Raw genomic sequence first — 17,592 nt, 5'->3', positions numbered from 1 at the left:
TGCGTGTGTTTCTGATACAATAGCGCAATGCCATATACCGAATATCTCCCTTACCGGCGCGGGAAAAAGCGCTGGCCGAGGGTTCTGCTTATTTCCATGGTTGTCCTGGCGCTGACCGGTCTGCTGCTTTACCAAATCCCTTCCATTCATCGACGTGTTAGCTGGCGGTTGGACATGGCCTCAACCTATATCCGCATGGTGTTGAACCCGGTCAAGGACCTGCCGACCCCGGCTGTGGTGGTGGCGGCCGAACCGCAAGTGGAGACCACCAATATCGCCCCACCGACCAGCACCCCGGAGCCTACTTTCACGCCGCAGCCCACCGCGACGCCCATCTATACGCCTACCGCAACCCTGGTGCCGACGCCTATTCCCGGTTCGGTTATTTTGGACCCGCCGGCTTACGATGAGGTACGCGACGCGCAGGCCCTCAACAATTGCGGTCCGGCAACCATGGCGCTTTACCTGCGTTATTTCGGCTGGGATGGCGACCAATATGACGTTGCCAAGATCGTCAAACCGGAAGATGACGACCGCAACGTGAACGTGGAAGAATTGATCTACTACGTGCGCAACTATGCCGGATGGCTCAATGCCGACTTCCGTGTTGGCGGCGACCTGGATACGCTGAAAAAACTGATCTCTTCCGGTATTCCGGTCATGATCGAAGAGACGTTCACTACCGACCGGAAATACTGGCCGGAAGACGACCTGTGGGCCGGGCATTATCTGCTGATCACCGGCTATGACGACGCCAACCAGATCTTTACCGCGCAGGATTCGGAGCTGGGACCCAACCAGAAGATTCTGTACGACGATTTGGACAACCACTGGCAATCCTTCAACCGCGTGTACATCATGGTTTACCCGCCCGAAATGGAGCCCACATTGATGGGTGTGCTGGGTGATGACTGGGACATGGATGTCAGCCGCCAGCATGCTTTGGAGACTGCCCAGCGTGAAACGCAGGAGGATCCGCAGAATGCTTTTGCCTGGTTTAACCTGGGCACCAATCTGACTTATTTTGAACGTTATGAAGAAGCGGCGAATGCTTATGATACCGCCCGCACCATTGGTCTGCCCCAGCGTATGCTGCGCTACCAGTTCGGGCCTTTCATTTCGTACTTCCATTCCTTCCGCACGGAGGAGCTGCTGGCACTGACCAAGTACGCTTTGGGTATCACACGCACATCCGAAGAAGCCATGTTATGGCGCGGTTGGGCTTTTTACCGCCAGGGCGACAATTCAACGGCTTTGAAATATTTCCGCGACGCGCTGAAAATCCACCCCAATTACGAGGATGCTCAACTGGCCATCCAAACGATACAGGGCGGATAATCCATGCGAACAGGGGCACGCTTGAATCCGGATCTGATCCGGGCGATTATTTTCGACATCGACGGTACTTTAAGCGATTCGGACGACCAGATGGTTGCCAAAGTCGAGCAGCTGCTGCGTCCCCTGCGCGGGATGCTTTCCGATGTCGGGCGGCATGCCACAGCGCGCTGGCTGGTGATGGCGGCGGAATCCCCCGGTAATTTTCTCTATAACCTGGCAGACCGGTTGTCGTTGGACAGTTTCCTGATCAAACAGCTGGACCGTGCTTCGCAGAAGCGCAAGCAGCGCATTAAAAAATACTGGATCATTCCCGGCGTGGCAGAGATGCTGGAACGGTTCGCGCAGCGGCTGCCGCTGGCGGTGGTCAGCGCGCGCGATGAGCACAGCAGCCTGGCTTTCATTCAGCAATTCCACCTGGAACCTTATTTTAGGGTAATTGTCACCTCCCAAACCTGCGAACATACCAAACCGTTTCCCGATCCGTTGCTATATGCAGCGCGTCAGATGCAGGTGGCCCCGGAAAATTGCCTGATGGTGGGGGATACCACCGTGGATATGCGTGCCGCCCGCCTGGCGGGCATGCAGGCTATTGGAGTATTGTGCGGTTTCGGACGGCAGCGTGAGCTGCTGCGCGCGGGCGCGCACGAGATCCTGGATTCCACCGCTGAATTGTTGGATTTTTTAGAAAACAAGCTCAAACGGGAAGGATAATCGTTCCCTGTTTTCCGGGGGATTGGAAAACTTCCACTGGTAACCCGTAAATATCCTGAATGTGTTCGGGGGTTAGCACTTCCGCGGCGCTCCCGCTGGCGGCTACTCTTCCGTCTTTCATGGCCATGACCGTGTCACCGAAGCGCGCGGCCAGGTTCAAGTCGTGCAGCGCGATCAGGATGGTTTTGTCCTGTTGGCTGGCCAGGGTCTTGGTGATCTCCAAAAATTCAATCTGATAACGTAAATCCAGGTGCGAGGTGGGCTCGTCCATCATCAGCACCGGCGTATCTTGCGCCAGCGCGCGCGCCAGGATGACTCGCTGCCGTTCCCCGGCGGAGAGTTGGCTGCACCAGCGCCCGGCAAAACCTTCCACATCCGTCAGGCGCATGGCTTCGTGCGCGATTTCCGTGTCCCTGGCGGAAAGCGTACCAAGCCAGTTGAGGTGCGGTGTGCGCCCCATCAACACGACTTCCTCCACCGTAAAAGCGGGTGGAATGTAAGTGGATTGCGGCACAACGGCCAGCAGGCGCGCCCGCGCGGTTTCATCCGCACGCAGCAAGTCGGTGCCGTTGATGTGGCATTCGCCCTGTACGTTTGGCAGTACCCCGCTGATGGCGCGGATCAGGGTAGTCTTGCCGCAGCCGTTCGGCCCGATCACGGCCAGCAGCCTTCCTGGTGGCAGTTCAAAGCGGATATCCCGCAGCACCGGTTCGGAGGCGTATCCGGCCTTTTCGATGGCAGTGCGCATCAACATGGGGCTCACCAGCTGCCTTCTTTGGATTGGCGCATGATGAATAAAAAGAAGGGCGCGCCGCACAGCGCGGTGATGATGCCCACCGGCAGTTCCTGGGGGGCCATAATCACCCGCGCCAGCACGTCCGCGAATACCAGAAATGCGCCGCCGCACAACATGGAAAGCGGCAGCATGCGGCGCATGTCCCCGCCCCACAGGCGGCGAGTAATGTGCGGGATGATCAGGCCTACAAAGCCGATGATGCCTGAAAAAGCCACCGCGGCGGCCGTAGCTAGCGTGGCGGCCAGAATGATTTGCGTGCGCACGCGCGAGACTTTAATGCCCAATTGTTGGGCTTGTTCGTCGCCCAACTGCAGAATGTTCAGTTTATAGGATAGCGCCAGCAGTGCCCCCAGCCCGACCAGCGTATAGGGCAGCATGCCCAACACCGGCTTCCAGCCGGACATGGTGCTGCCGCCCAGCATCCACACGAAAGCACGGCGCAGCTCGCCGCCGGCATTGACCATCATAAAGGAACTCAGCGCGGTGGCAAAAGATGAGACTGCCACGCCCGCCAGGATCAGGTTGGTTACCGGCAGAGTGCGGCCAACCCGCGCCAGCCGGAATACCAGGAACACGGCCAGGAGCGAACCGGCAAAAGACGCCAGCGGGACTGCCAGATACCCCAGGGTTGTGCTGGGCCAATTCAGCGACATGGCCGCCACCGCGCCCACACCCGCGCCGGAAGCCGCGCCAATCAGGTAGGGGTCGGCCAACGGATTGCGGAACAAGCCCTGGTAGGCGCAGCCGCTGCCGGAAAGCGCTGCCCCGGCCAGCAGCATCAGCAGCGTGCGCGGCAGGCGCAAGGTCAGCAGGATGACACTTGGGATGCTTTGACCTTCCCCGTCCAACGGCAGACCGCGCAGGGCCTGCCAAAGAATGCTGAGGGATTCCTGGGGCGAGATGGATATGCTGCCCACCCCAATACCCAACAGAACGGCAATCAACAGGATAACCGTACAGATCAGAATGGGACGGGCAAGATTTTTCATAGTATGGTTGCTTTACTCAAACAAGTCTGGGTGAAGCAATTTAGCCAGGGCTTCCAGGCCGTCCACCTGGCGCGGGCCGAAGCGAGCTAATAAATCATCGTCAAAAGGAATGATGTTTCCTTGTTTAACCGCGGTGAGAGCTTCCCATCCGGCGCGTTCGTTCAGCGATTCGGGAGTGACGCCCCAATTGGCGTCGCCCAGTACAATGTAGTGCGGATCGGCCACCAACAAATTCTCCAGACTGATTTGTGCCCATTCGGCTTCCATAGCATCGCCCACGTTTTGGCCGCCGGCGCGCGCGATCAGGTTGCTGTAATAGGTGCCGGGGCCGGGCGTGTAGGGTTTGGCCGGGTCGCTGGCGTCCAGTTCGTAGTACACACTGGGGATATCGCTCGTGCCAGCCAGGGCCTCATCCACCGCGGCGATGCGCGCGCTCAGCGCGTCCACCAGGGTTTGGGCTTCGTCGGCGCGGCCGCTCAGTTGGCCCAGGGTCTGGATGGCGGCCAATGTGCCGTCCAGGTCGCTCGGGTTGCCGAGGTAATACACCGTCAGGCCCAGGTCCTGCAGAGACTGTACCAGTTCGGGTGTGTTAATGCTGCCGGTGATCACCAGGTCGGGTTCCAGACTGAGGATGGTTTCCAGGTCATACTCGGAATATCCGCCGCCGATGTCCGGCAGGGCCAGAGCTGCTTCGGGATAATCCGAGAAGGAATCACGGCCGATAACTTGATCTCCCGCGCCGATGGCATACAGAATCTCGGTCAGGGGCGGCGAAAGCGTGACGATCTTCTGCGCAGGCGCATCCAATGCGACCGTGCGTTCCAGTCCGTCCACCAAGTTGATTTCAGCCTGGGCGGCCGGAGCGGGTGTTGCGCAGGCACCCAATAACATAGCGGCTGCTAAAACCGGCAGGAATAGCGTGGCTAATGTCTTTTTCTTCATGCGTTTATATCCTCTTAATATGTTTCTTTAAATTAAGTACAGCGGGCGGGGATAATAAATTCCCCTGCCGGTCGGACAGGGGAATGCTTGTGTTGGAATTGGCATCTTTCCAGCTCCTATCCGCGAGGGCGTGGTTGGGCCGTTTCTGGCGGGCGTCCTGGCTTGGAATGGAATTCCTTACAGTTGCGCGACAGCGCCGGACTTTCTTTGGAAAAGAGCACCGGCTTCGCCTTTGAGCCTTCCCATCCGGGGGATAGGCACCAGAGCGGCATGATTCACTGCTGTCATTTTACAGACAGAGCCCAAGCGCGTCAAGCGGTTCTATCGGGGCAAAATCAGGTGGGGATCAAATCGAGGATGCCGTGCGGGCTGGTGATGATGCGCCGGGCTGCCCTGTTGCCCATTCGCAGTGCTTTCGCCGGTGTTTCGCCGGCCAGAATGCCGGACAGGAATCCGCCGTTGAAGCTGTCGCCTGCACCGGTAATATCCTTAATTTCTTCCTGCGGAATGGGATCTGCAGCCTGATCCAGCCATTGATGGCGGTCATAGTAGCGGCAGCCCTCCTTGCCCAGTTTGACGATCACCGCTCCGCAGCCTAGCTCCAGCAGGACAGCCAGTTGATCGTTCAGCTCTCCGGGCCCACCCAAGCGCGCGGTTTCGTCCCGGTTGGGCAGGAAGACGTCGATGTACTGCAATAAACTGCGCACTTTTTCCTGCGCTTCGGGCGCATAACAAACGCCTGGGTCGAGGCTGGTAGTCAGGCCCAGTTGTTTGGCGCGCAGCAGGATGCGCCGTGTGACCTGGAATTGTTCTTCATCTATCAGGATGTAACCGGAAATGTGCAGATGCTTGAATTCCGACAAGCGCGCTGTTATATCCTCCAGCGGCAGGGGCTGCGCGTTTGCGCCCCGGTTTCCGAAAGTGGTATGTTTTCCACTGGGAGTAGCCGCGATCAGGAAGAAACCGCTTTGCTCATCCGGCAACCTGCGCACCAGGCTGCTGTCCAATCCGCCGGATCTGATTTTCTGCATGATGAATTCCGCGAACATATCGCTGCCCAGGTTGCCGGCCAAAGCCGTCGGCAAACCCAGGCCGGACAAGGTCAGCGCGGTCAGGCAGCCGGAGCCGCCCAGGCGCATATCTGCCTGGCTGGCGTGGGCTGCCCCGCCTTCGGGCGGGTAAGTGCTGGTTTGCATGTTGAAATCGATGGCGATGTCGCCAAGTACCAGAATTTTGAGATCTTTCATAATGACGACTTCGATTAGCGCGCGGTCTGGACAGCTTCCATGAAGCGCTTGACGTTATCCGGATTGACCGGCTGATCGGGATGGCCTTTGTCCTTCATACCGAAGCCCACAATGCAGCCGTCGGCGTATTGGAAGAAATCGGCCACATTCTCGGCGGTCATACCGCTGCCCATTAAAATGGGGCGGCCCTTGGCCAGTTGTTTGGCTTCGCGTACTTTGTCGAGCGAAGGCGCGTCGCCGGTCATGCGCCCGGAGATGATGATGGCGTCTGCCAGATAGAATTCAGTCCATTCGATGTGCGTGGACAGGTCAATACCCGGAAAGCGTACGGAGTGTTTCTTGTCCACGTCGCAGAAAAGCTTGATGTGTTCAGCCTGCGCCATCTTGCGAGCGGAGAGTAGCTCGCGCGCGCAGCCGTGGTCGAACTCGCCGGTGTCCCATACGCCCGCGCCGGTCAGCATGCACACGCGCATGAAAGCCGCGCCGCTGGCTATGGCGATACCCAGGCACACCCGTCCGCCGTTGTGCACTACGTTGATGCCCACCGGCACGTCCACGGCTTTGACCACCTCGGCCGCGGCCACGGCCTGCGCGCACATGGCTTCAGGCGGCACGTCGTTGCCCACTGCGAAAGGCAGGTCCCACATGTTCTCGACGATCAGGCCATCCACACCGCCAGCAGCGAGTGTGTGCGCATCCTGCAGCGCGAAGTCGATGATCTGCTGCATGCTGTAGCCGGTGTAGCCCACCGCGCCGGGCAGGGGCGGCAGGTGCACCATGCCGATCACCGGTTTAGGTTGGCCGAAAATTTCCGTCAGGCTGTTCAGGCGATGACTGTCCAATTCCTTGCGCCATTCATTTACGTTTCCCGTCATGTGCGCCTCCAAGGCTTTTTGTTAATTGTAAAGGATTTTCTTTTCGCCCCTCCCCATCCTGTCTTCGTTGGGATAAGTAGGGAGCAAAAATTGTAGGGTGTGTTTCCAAGAAAGACGTAGGTCAGTCATTCTTGCCTGACATTTTCCGTTCGGCCGAGATCCCTACTGCGCTGCGCGGCTCAGGATGACATAAGAAGAAGGGTGAATCCCTATGCATAATAGAGGAAAGGCCCCCGCCAGACGTTCCGTGATAAAATCCACGCAATAACCTTTTGGAGAGAAAACGTATGCCCGAATCCATTCTTGTAGCCGTTGCCTGGCCGTATGGCAATACTGAAATTCATGTGGGAAATCTGGCCGGTTCCTATTTACCGGCGGATATCTATGCCCGCTACCAGCGCCTGAAAGGCAACAGCGTTTTGATGGTTTCCGGAACCGATTCTCACGGCACACCCATTACGGTGCGCGCCGAAGCCGAAAATAAAACCCCTTTGGAGATCTACCAGCATTTTCATGCCGGTTTCCTGGAACTTTTCCAGAAAATGGGCCTGACTTACGACTTGTTTACCTCCACGCATACCCAAAACCATTTTAAAGTTTCCCAGGCTATGTTTACCGCGCTGTTGAAGAACGGTTTCATGTACAAGGAAACCCAATTGCAGTGGTATTCACCCAGCCAGGGCCGCTTTCTGCCGGACCGCTACGTGGAAGGCACCTGCTATATCTGCGGCTACAACAATGCGCGCAGCGACCAGTGCGACAAGTGCGGCAACCTGCTGGACGCCACCAAATTGATCAACCCCCGTACGCGCATCGACGGTTCTATTCCCGAACTGCGTGAAACGGAACATTATTTCCTGGACCTGAGCAAACTGGAGCCTGAAATCGAGGCTTTCCTCAAAGCGCGCGAATCCTATTGGCGCCCGAATGTACTGCGCCAGTCGCTGGGCCAGATCCAGACCGAAGGCTTGCGCGGGCGTCCCATCACCCGCGACCTGGAATGGGGTATCCCTGTTCCGGTGGAAGGCTGGGACAAGAAATGCCTGTACGTGTGGTTCGAAGCCGTCATCGGCTACCTGTCCGCGGCCATTGAATGGAGCCAGATCCAGGGTGATCCGGATGCCTGGCGCTCCTGGTGGAAGAATCAGGATGCCAAGGTGCTGCACTTTATTGGCAAGGACAACATTCCCTTCCACGCCATCATCTGGCCGGCGGAACTGCTGGGAGCGGACGGCGCATTTGACGAGGAATTTGGCTGTGAAGAACAGGCGCCTTTCGTGCTGCCCTACGACGTACCGGCCAATGAATTCCTCAACCTGGAAGGACAGAAGATCTCCGGCAGCCGCAATTGGGCGGTTTGGGGCCTGGATTTCCTCACCCGTTACGACCCGGATGCGCTGCGCTACTACCTGACCATGATCATGCCGGAAACGCGCGATTCGGATTGGGACTGGAACGAGTTCTATCACCGCAACAATGACGAACTGGTCGCCACCTGGGGCAACCTGGCTAACCGTGTGCTTTCCTTTGCCTACAAACATTGGGAGGGCGTGGTGCCGGATCCCGGCAAGCTGGAAAAAGAAGATTTGGACCTGCTGGCAGAGATCGAAAAAGGTTTCGACACGGTCGGCGCTGAACTGGAAGCGGTGCGCCTGCGCTCCGCGTTGAACGAGGCCATGCGCCTGGCATCCGAAGTCAACAAATACCTCGACACGACCGCGCCCTGGTTCACCATCAAAACCGACAAAGAAAAAGCCGGCCGCGCGGTGTTTGTGGCCATGAAGGCCATTGATTCGCTCAGCAAGCTGTTCGCGCCTTTCGTGCCCTTCAGCTCCGAAAAACTGCACACCTACCTGGGCTACGATGACCAGCTGTTCGGCGAGCAGTACACCAAAGAATTAGATGACAACCTGGGCACGCATACAGCCCTGTTGTACGATCCCAGCAAAGCCAAAGGGGATTGGAAACCCAGCAATTTGCAGCCGGGCACGCGCTTCAACCAGCCCAGCCCGCTCTTCAAGAAGCTGGACGAGAAGATCGTCGAAGAAGAACGCCAGAACCTGGGCGAATAAAGCAAAGGTAAAGTACCCTGAGCACGTCGAAGGGTACTTTTGTTTTAACTACTTATCCTCTACCTGAGAATTGGTCAAGAGCAGAGTGTGGGGCCTTGGATCTATATCTATAAAGAGCGTTGAGTACCTGCCCAGAGCAAAGCGTGGGGTGTGGAAGTGCACTATGGGAAGATTTACTCCAGCCCCAGTTCCCTGCTCAACATGCGCAGCGCGGCTAACACAGATTGCAGTTTCACTTCCTCGCGCGTACCGGCAAAGTGAAATACTTCCGCTCGTTCGGCTGTGTCGCTGCTGAAGCCAATCCAGACCGTGCCGACCGGTTTTTCGGGGCTGCCGCCGTCCGGCCCGGCAATGCCGGAGGTGGACAGCGCCAGGATGCGCTCCATGGGGAACCGGCTGCTGAAAGCAGCGCGCGCGCCGCGTGCCATTTCCAGCACGGTTTCGCGGCTGACCGCGCCGTGCAGGCGCAGCGTTTCCGACTGTACGCCCAGGAACTGCTCTTTGGCCTGGTTGGAATAAGTCAGGAACCCGCCGATGAAGTAATTTGAAGAACCGGCGGTGTTGGTGATCAGGTGCCCTAATAAGCCGCCTGTGCAGGATTCCGCGCAGGTCAGATAGTAACCCCGCTCTTTGAGGGTCGGGCTTAGTTTGGATAAAGCATCGTTGAGTGTTTGCATATCTGCATTATAATCAAGCCTTGACAGAACTACACCAAAATTATCCGAAATATCCTGAATTCCTGTTTCTTGACCCTGTTTTTCCCCTATGTTATGATAACTCGCTTGGAGCTTGAATGAACGACAAATATGCATCCCAGGATGCTTCGCACGAACAACCTGAAATTCCCTCTCAATCCGCTTCCATCGACGAAAATCCGCAAATTCTGAAAGGCTGGGACAGCTTTTGGAGCCGCGTTACTCGTCTGGGGCTGGCGGATGTGGCTTTGCGGGTTGGGTCGGCGCTGGTCACAATCAGCCTGGTGGGCGTGGTGATTTGGGTCATGAAAGACTTTTTCCTGACCGGGGATATGGCAGCCAGCTCCTCCGAACCGATGGGATTTGGGGCGGGAGGAGAAAATGCCCAGGGTGTTGAACTACCTTCCTACTCCGGAGTTGGCCAGGTGGAAGGGCTTTCCCGTTCTGTGGAAGCGCATACACCCGAAGAAGTGGCTTCACGCTATGATTTCATACAATATACGGTCGTGGAAGGTGATTCCATTTGGGCCATTGCGGAAAAATTTAACATTACACCTGAATCAATCCTGTGGTGCAATTACGACACGCTTTACGATAACCCGGCCGCTATTTACCCCGGCCAGGTTCTTTCCATCCCTCCCACAAACGGCGTGGTTTACACCTGGCATGAAGGGGACGGCCTAAACGGGGTAGCCAGCGGTTTGGGAGTTGCCCCGGAAGACATCATTGACTGGCCGGGCAACAACCTCTCGGCCGATACGGTGGGAGATTATGCCCATCCGAACATCGCCGTGGGTACCCAGATATTCGCGCCGGGCGCCAGCAAGGCTTTCCTGGATTGGACCGCCTCGCTCTTCACCCGCGACGAAGCCGCTTCCTCCTCCTCTTTGTGGGGTGAGGGTAAGTGCGCCCCGGTCGTGGGCGGTTTCACCGGCACGGGCACTTACCAATGGCCCAGCTCCGAACATACCATATCGGGGTTTGAGTATTCCCCTGAAATCAACCACTGGGGCATCGATATCGGCGGCGACACCGGCAATCCGATTTATGCTACCGACAGCGGCGTTGTAGTTTACGCCGGTTGGAGCGCGGTGGGTTATGGCAACGTCATTGCCATTGACCACGGCCAAAACGCCGCCGGCCAGACTGTCCAGTCGGTGTATGCCCACTTAAGCGCTATTAATGTGAGCTGCGGCGCCTCCGTCTTCCAGGGCAATGTCATTGGTTACATGGGCAGCACCGGCAATTCCACCGGTCCGCACTTGCACTTCGAGCTGATCATCGGCAGTACCAAAGTCAATCCGCATGTCTATTTAGGCGAGTAACAGCGCATATCATTGAGTTTTTGAATCTCCCGAGGATATAATGAAACCAAAAGGAGATGGCTATGGATTTTTTGCCTGAAGCGCGACCTTCACCCATCGCGGGGACCTGGTACGCTGGTGACCCGCATACGCTTGCTCATCAGATGGATGCCTTCCTGGCTGCGGTAAAACTCAAGCAGGAAGACTTGACCGGGAAAGTAGTCGGTCTGGTAGTCCCACATGCCGGCCATCGCTACTCCGGGTTAACTGCCGCCTATGCCTACAAAAGCGTGGCGGACTCCCCGCGTGATCTGGTGGTTATCCTTTCCCCCATGCACCAATACTATCCTGAAGATTTCATTACCAGTGCCTTTGGCGCCTATCAAACTCCTTTAGGGCGGGTCGAGTTAGCAATGCCAGAATTACGTATTCTGGATGAGCAATTGGCGCGCCGCGGTTATAAGCTGGTACAGGTGGGCGCCGACCAGGAGCATTCACTGGAGATCCAATTACCGTTTCTGCAGCAGGCCTGGCAAAAACCTTTCCGCTTGATGCCGGTCATGCTGCGTGTGCGCGACAGCCGCAAGGTAGAACAGTTCGCGGCCGCCCTGTACGAGACCATCCGCGAATATGACTGCCTGATTATTGCCAGTTCGGACCTCTCGCATTTCTTCCCGCTGGAAGAAGCCCAGACACTGGATGGAGAAACGCTGCGCCGCATCAGCCGTTTTGATCCCGAAGCAGTCCTGGCCGGGGACAGCGATGGCAGCGCGCCGGCTTGCGGTGCGGGCGCCATCGCCGCTATGCTGGAAGCCACCCAACGCATGGGCGCACAAAAGGTGCAAATCTTAAATTACAGTTCATCCGCGGATTCCACCGGCGATGATAGTTCCGTAGTCGGTTATGGATCTGCCGCGGTTTTGATCCCCGAATCATAAAGGATAATCAGGATTGCTTGGTTTTGCTCAAGTTGCCGTAAATGTACCCGGTGTGCAGGATCATTTCGATTACCGCATCCCGGAACAATTGATCGGCACGCTGGATAGCGGTTGGTTGGTGGAGGTACCCTTCGGCAGCCAGATGGTGCAGGCTATCGTTCTGCGGCTCAAAGCTGCCAGTGACATTCTTGAAACACGTTTGATTGAGAACGTGCTGGAAGACGCGCCGGTGGTGACTGCGCAGCAGATTACCCTGGCGGAATGGCTCAGCGAGCATTACTTCTATCCGTTATCTTCCTATTTGTTTGCCATGCTGCCGCCTGGTTTGGGGCAGCGGGCCGACACACTGTACCGTATCAACCCGGTTATTCCCCAGGCGGATCAACCGCTGTCTCCCCTGCAGCGCCGTATTCTGGCGCAGTTAACGGAAAAAGGACCGCTGCGCGGGCGTCAATTGGACACGGCTTTTCGCCAGGTGGATTGGCGCGCCTCCGCGCGCACCCTGGTCCGAAAGGGGTACCTCAACACACAGGCAGTCCTGCCCGGCCCAGCCGTCAGCAGCAAACACATCCGCGCTGTACGCGCGCTGGTCAACCCGCAGGAACTGGAAGACCGGCATGATCTTTTAGGCCGACCGGACTCTGCCGCTTACGAACGCCGGTTGGCGGCCATGCGCGTGCTGGTGAATGAACCGCAGGAAATGGACGTTTCCTGGGTATACGCTTCCAGCGGTGCCAACGCGTCCGACCTGCGCTACCTGGAAAAACAGGGACTGGTATCATTCGGCGAACAGCAGGTCTGGCGCAATCCCCTGGCAGACAGAGAAACCGCAGCGGATATCGTCCCACAGCTCACCGCCGACCAGGCAAGCGTCTGGAAAGCGCTCAGCCAGCTTATGCAATCCGGCTCATACGCAAAGCCAGTGCTGCTGAAGGGCGTAACCGGTTCGGGCAAGACTGAACTGTACCTGCGCGCCATCGATGCCTGTCTGCGGGCCGGCCGCCAGGCGCTGGTGCTGGTGCCGGAGATATCCATGACTCCTCAAACCATCGAGCGTTTCGTGGCGCGTTTTCCCGGAAGAGTGGGCGTGGTGCATTCCAAACTGTCCAGCGGAGAACGTTACGATACCTGGCAGCGGGCGCGCACGGCGGATTTCTCCATTGCCATCGGCCCGCGCAGCGCACTGTTCACGCCTTTTCCGAATATAGGTGTCATAGTGGTGGATGAATGCCACGATGACTCTTTCTACCAGACAGAGATGGGCCCCTATTATCATGCCGTACAGGCCGCGGCTGAATTGGGGCGATTATCCAACGCGCAGGTCATATTTGGCAGCGCCACGCCCACGGTAACCATGGCTTTTCGCGCGCAGCATGAGAATTGGCCCAAACTGGAACTGCCTCGCCGGGTGTTGGCGCACCGCCAAACGACGGCGGGCAAGGCGGTAAAGCCTGCCGTGCATGTAGATTCATTGCCTTTGCCCAAGGTGGACGTGGTGGATATGCGTACGGAATTGAAACAGGGCAACACTGCCATTTTCAGCCGCGCTTTGCAGCAGGAGCTGGGTGAGGTGTTGGATGCCGGGCAGCAAGCCATCTTATTGCTGAACCGGCGCGGCAGCGCCAGTTACGTTTTCTGCCGCGACTGCGGACACAGCCTGCGCTGCCCGCGCTGCGATTTTCCGCTGACCTTCCACCGCACATCCACCGGGTTGGTTTGCCACACCTGCGGGTATACGCGTAAAATGCCCCAAAAATGCCCGAATTGTGGAAGCGGAAAGATTAAACAATTTGGGCTGGGCACCGAAAAAGTAGAAACGGAACTCCAGCGCGCTTTCCCGTCCGCACGCCTGCTGCGCTGGGACGCGGATACCGCCAAAGGCAAAGATTCACAGGACATCATCCTGTCCCATTTCCGCCAGCACAATGCCGATATTCTGATCGGCACGCAAATGCTGGCCAAGGGCCTGGACCTGCCGCTGGTGACGTTGGTGGGGGTGGTGCTGGCCGATGTCGGCCTTAACTTCCCGGATTACCGCACAGCCGAACGCGCTTTCCAGCTGTTGACCCAGGTGGCCGGGCGCGCTGGACGCAGCGCGCTGGGCGGGCGCGTGCTGGTGCAGACCTTCCAACCTGAGCATTACGCCATCCGTTTTGCCGCCCAGCACGACTTTACCGGGTTTTACGCCTACGAGCTGGAACAGCGCCGCCGTTTGAGCTACCCGCCTTTCGTGCGCATGCTGCGCTTCGAGGCCCGCGAGCGCGATAACGACACTGCCCGCGAAAAAGCCCAGGGGTTGGCCGGACGCTTGCGCGCCCTGATGCAGCGCAGCGACGACCGCACGCTCAACCTGACCGGCCCGCTGCCGCCCTACTTTGCCCGCCAGAACGGGCAATACCGTTGGCAGCTGATCCTGAAAGGTATGCGGCCCGAAACACTCCTGCAGGGTCAGGATTTCTCCGGTTTCATTGTGGAAGTCGACCCGCCGAGCCTTCTTTAGCCACAGATAAACACAGATAAAACCTTAAAAATCTATTAAATGATTGATGTACACAGATATCTTGCCTGGAGTCATCCTGAGGGCAGCGACCGTGATCGCGAAGCACTCCCTTGGGGAGTGATCTCGGCCAGTTACGACTACAGGGTCAGAATTTCTTCGGTTAAATCGTGGAAGTCGATCCGCCCAGTCTTCTTTAACCACAGATGGACATAGATAAAAAATTAAAAACCGTTCTGATTCTTGATACACGCAGATGTTTTTGTAGCGCACACATTCGCCTGCACCCTACGGGGTGTGTGTGCGGCTTTTTATTAACCACAGATAGACACAGATAAAAATCTAAAAACCGTTCTGATTCTTGATACACACAGATGGTTTTGTAGCGCACACATTCGCCTGCACCCTACGGGGTGTGTGTACGGCTTTTTATTAACCACAGATAGACACAGATAAAAATTTAAAAACCGTTCTGATTCTTGATACACACAGATGGTTTTGCAGCGCACACATTCGCCTGCACCCTACGGGGTGTGTGTGGCATGTTTAATTAATAAAAGAGCGGCCCTTGAATTCAAGGGCCGCTCTCGATAATCAAAGCGTTATATCTTTACTGCAATACGTGCCACGGGTTTACGAACCCACCGTTCAAGCGCACCTCGAAATGCAAGTGAGCGCCGGTGGAGTTGCCCGTTGAGCCGCAATAACCGATCACCTGTCCCTGCGCCACACTCTGGCCGCAGGAGACCGCAAAACCGCTTAAGTGGGCGTACAAGGTCAGGTAGCCGTCCTGGTGGTCGATGGCAACCAGGTTGCCGTAGCCGCCGCTGATAGCGCCGGCGTAAATAACCACACCGGAATCAGAGGCAAAGATGGAATCGCCTTCATAGCACATGGCGTCAATGGCTTGGTGGCCGCTCCAGTAGTCATTGCCGGAAACCTGCCCGTAGTAGGGCGCCGGCCATACGAACGAGTAAGTGCCCACGTAGCCGCCGCTGGGGGTGCAGGAACCCGGGCCGGCAATTTGGGCGGTAACGCCTGCGTTGCTGCCGGCGGTGACCGCCACCACCCAGGTAGCCTGGGTATCGCGATATCCGTCCGGGATCATGATGAAAGTACCGGGTTCGATTACCGGGTTGGTGATGTCCAGGTCATTGCCCGGATAAAGCAGGATATCGTCTACATTCGCATGATACTTGGCAGCAACAGCATCCAAAGTGTCGTAAGTTTGCCATTCGTAAAGGATGCCGTTCACCGGTGGGATCTTCAGCTCATCGCCTACGGATATCAAATGTGGATCATCGTTCAAGATGTCGAAATTTGCCCAAAGAATGGTCTCTGGTTCAACCTCGTATTCCTCGGCGATGCCGAACAGCGAATCGCCGCTCTGCACCTTGTATTCCACCACGGAATCCCGAACGCCGATGGGTAGAACGGTATCCGAGTTGGCACTGCGCTCTACCGATTCGTAGGTCTTATCGGGGGAGTAATCCGGCAGGCTTGAGATGGATTCCGAGCTGGTTGGCGGCCGGTTGGTCAGGCTGATAAAGGAGATCAGGGATTTTCCGGTGAAATACTGGTACAGGGAAAATCCGGTCAGAGCGATCATCAGGATTGAAATTACCCAGGTTGCGGCGACCAGCCAGACTGGGTAACTCTTGGGTTGTTGTTTTTCTTCCTGTGGCGCTTGCGGTGCCTGCGCTGCTTCTTCGGGCTGATCCACTTTTGAAAAGATAGACACGTTTACGACTCCGTTGAAAGTGCTTCCAAGAACTCGATATTGTCTTTGGTTCTACTCATTTTATTTAAGATTGCTTCACTGGCTACGGCAGGGTCCATTCCGGCGCCCTGCGGTGCCTGGCCGATCATTTGAAGGTACATTCTACGCATTAACCACACACGCTGCAAGATTTCAGGGCTCAAAAGCAGTTCTTCGCGGCGGGTGGATGAGCGTTCAAGATCGATGGCCGGGAAGATACGGCGTTCCTGCAGACGGCGAGAAAGATGCAGCTCCATGTTGCCGGTGCCTTTGAATTCTTCATAAACTACATCGTCCAGGCGTGAACCGGTGTCGATCAGCGCTGTGGCGACGATTGTCAGGGAACCACCGCCTTCGATCTTGCGGGCCGCGCCGTAAAAACGTTTGGGCGGGTATAACGCGGAAGGATCCATACCGCCGGACAGGGTACGGCCGGAGGGATTGACGACCAGGTTGTACGCGCGTGCCAGACGGGTCAGGCTGTCCATCAGAATGACAACGTCATGGCCGATTTCCACCAGGCGCTTGGCGCGGTTCAGGGTGATCTCTGCGGTGCGCACGTGGCTGGTCACCGGTTCGTCAAAGGTTGAAGCCACAACTTCGCCTTCCACGGAGCGATCCATATCGGTGACCTCTTCGGGACGCTCGCCGATCAGGGAGATCAACAGGTCGATTTCAGGGTAGTTTTCTGAGATTGCATTGGCAATTTCTTTGAGGATGGTGGTTTTGCCGGCTTTCGGCGGGGAAACGATCATGGCGCGCTGTCCGCGGCCAATGGGAGCGATCAGGTTTATCATGCGATTTGAGAGCAGATTGCGTTTAGTTTCCAAATCAATGCGCTGGTCGGGGAAGATAGGGGTAAGGTTTTCAAATTTAACTCGTTCGTGTGATTCTTCCGCTGAAGAGCCGTTGACGGATTCTACTTTTATCAGGCCGTAGTGCCTTTCCGATTCTCGCGGCGGTCGGATTTGGCCGAAGACCATATCTCCATTGCGCAGATCGAAGCGGCGCAGCTGCGCTTGCGAGACGTAGATGTCATTCTTGCTCATCTGGTAATTCTCGCGCAGGAACCCAATGCCTTCCGGCATGATTTCCAATATACCGCCGCCTTTTTCGACACCTTCTTCCGTATTTGTTTGGCTGGCAATCGCAACCGTCAAAAATTCTTTTTTTCGCGTCTTCGCGCCGGGAATGTTTAGTTCCTCACCCATTTTACGAAGTTCGGGCAAAGATTTGTTTTGTAGCTCAGAAATCTCCATAATACCTACCTGTTATTGAATTGAATTTTTAGGCAAACGCCTTATAGGAATGTGAATTATTTAAAATGACAAGTTATAAATAAATCCTTGTTGGGAATACTTTTGGCCAGTTACCATAGCCAGGTAATAAAAAGCCAATTTTCAGAGATGAGATTTGTTAACCTGTATGC

The 17,592-nt window shown here is 56.5% G+C and carries 14 protein-coding genes and 1 riboswitch; of the genes, 6 read left to right on the top strand and 8 right to left on the bottom strand.

The genetic code is table 11. From position 1 onward, the window contains the following. Window positions 1-27 precede the first annotated feature (27 nt). Together Pelsub_RS00590 and Pelsub_RS00585 are read left to right on the top strand one after the other, a co-directional pair. Window positions 28-1,338 (top strand): C39 family peptidase, encoded by a 1,311-nt coding sequence (locus Pelsub_RS00590; protein ID WP_126440340.1) that lies wholly within the window; start codon window positions 28-30, stop codon window positions 1,336-1,338. A gap of 3 nt (window positions 1,339-1,341) precedes the next feature. Beyond that, window positions 1,342-2,049, top strand: a complete 708-nt coding sequence (locus Pelsub_RS00585) for an HAD family hydrolase (RefSeq protein WP_116225138.1) — start codon at window positions 1,342-1,344, stop codon at window positions 2,047-2,049. Here Pelsub_RS00585 and Pelsub_RS00580 read toward each other — a convergent pair. From Pelsub_RS00580 to Pelsub_RS00560, 5 genes are all read right to left on the bottom strand, one after another. Next, entirely contained in the window at window positions 2,033-2,803 is a 771-nt protein-coding gene (locus Pelsub_RS00580) for an ABC transporter ATP-binding protein (RefSeq protein ID WP_116225137.1), read from the bottom strand. The genes Pelsub_RS00585 and Pelsub_RS00580 overlap by 17 nt on opposite strands. 5 nt (window positions 2,804-2,808) lie before the next feature. After that, entirely contained in the window at window positions 2,809-3,834 is a 1,026-nt protein-coding gene (locus Pelsub_RS00575; protein ID WP_116225136.1) for a FecCD family ABC transporter permease, read from the bottom strand. A gap of 12 nt (window positions 3,835-3,846) precedes the next feature. Next, entirely contained in the window at window positions 3,847-4,776 is a 930-nt protein-coding gene (locus tag Pelsub_RS00570) for an ABC transporter substrate-binding protein (protein ID WP_116225135.1), read from the bottom strand. Between the two features lie 130 nt (window positions 4,777-4,906). Continuing rightward, window positions 4,907-5,055, bottom strand: a riboswitch (cobalamin riboswitch). A gap of 56 nt (window positions 5,056-5,111) precedes the next feature. Beyond that, window positions 5,112-6,023, bottom strand: coding sequence for a carbohydrate kinase family protein (locus tag Pelsub_RS00565; RefSeq protein WP_116225134.1), 912 nt, complete (start codon window positions 6,021-6,023; stop codon window positions 5,112-5,114). Window positions 6,024-6,037: 14 nt separating this feature from the next. Next, window positions 6,038-6,898 carry a BtpA/SgcQ family protein gene (locus Pelsub_RS00560; RefSeq protein ID WP_116225133.1) on the bottom strand — a complete coding sequence of 287 codons (861 nt, stop codon included), beginning with the start codon at window positions 6,896-6,898 and terminating at the stop codon, window positions 6,038-6,040. 287 nt (window positions 6,899-7,185) lie between these two features. On the opposite strand from Pelsub_RS00560, the gene metG reads away from it, so the two are divergent. Further along, a complete protein-coding gene (metG, locus tag Pelsub_RS00555) occupies window positions 7,186-8,970 on the top strand; it encodes a methionine--tRNA ligase (RefSeq protein ID WP_116225132.1) in 1,785 nt (594 codons plus the stop codon). A gap of 173 nt (window positions 8,971-9,143) precedes the next feature. Here the strand turns inward: metG and Pelsub_RS00550 are convergent, their stop codons facing one another. Further along, the gene (locus tag Pelsub_RS00550; protein ID WP_116225131.1) at window positions 9,144-9,647 is read right to left on the bottom strand and encodes a CinA family protein; all 504 of its coding nucleotides are present in this window, start codon (window positions 9,645-9,647) and stop codon (window positions 9,144-9,146) included. Window positions 9,648-9,763: 116 nt separating this feature from the next. Between Pelsub_RS00550 and Pelsub_RS00545 the strand changes: the two genes are divergently transcribed. The 3 genes from Pelsub_RS00545 to priA all read left to right on the top strand — a co-directional run bounded on the left by Pelsub_RS00545 (window position 9,764) and on the right by priA (window position 14,407). Further along, window positions 9,764-10,990, top strand: coding sequence for a peptidoglycan DD-metalloendopeptidase family protein (locus Pelsub_RS00545; RefSeq protein ID WP_116225130.1), 1,227 nt, complete (start codon window positions 9,764-9,766; stop codon window positions 10,988-10,990). Between the two features lie 62 nt (window positions 10,991-11,052). After that, complete coding sequence (gene amrB, locus Pelsub_RS00540; RefSeq protein ID WP_158674911.1) at window positions 11,053-11,907, top strand: AmmeMemoRadiSam system protein B; 855 nt, start codon at window positions 11,053-11,055, stop codon at window positions 11,905-11,907. 13 nt (window positions 11,908-11,920) lie between these two features. Continuing rightward, complete coding sequence (gene priA, locus Pelsub_RS00535; RefSeq protein WP_116225128.1) at window positions 11,921-14,407, top strand: replication restart helicase PriA; 2,487 nt, start codon at window positions 11,921-11,923, stop codon at window positions 14,405-14,407. 607 nt (window positions 14,408-15,014) lie between these two features. Here the strand turns inward: priA and Pelsub_RS00530 are convergent. Both Pelsub_RS00530 and rho read right to left on the bottom strand, forming a co-directional pair. Beyond that, window positions 15,015-16,145: a M23 family metallopeptidase gene (locus Pelsub_RS00530; RefSeq protein ID WP_116225127.1), complete on the bottom strand. Its 1,131-nt coding sequence runs from the start codon at window positions 16,143-16,145 to the stop codon at window positions 15,015-15,017. Window positions 16,146-16,147: 2 nt separating this feature from the next. Beyond that, on the bottom strand, window positions 16,148-17,422 hold the full coding sequence (rho, locus tag Pelsub_RS00525) for a transcription termination factor Rho (protein WP_116225126.1): 1,275 nt from the start codon (window positions 17,420-17,422) through the stop codon (window positions 16,148-16,150). Window positions 17,423-17,592: the final 170 nt, after the last annotated feature.

The sequence above is a fragment of the Pelolinea submarina genome, from assembly GCF_003966975.1.
GTDB lineage: Bacteria > Chloroflexota > Anaerolineae > Anaerolineales > Anaerolineaceae > Pelolinea > Pelolinea submarina.
The sequence above is the reverse complement of the archived record's forward strand: the minus strand, read 5'-3'. Positions and strand labels throughout refer to the sequence as shown.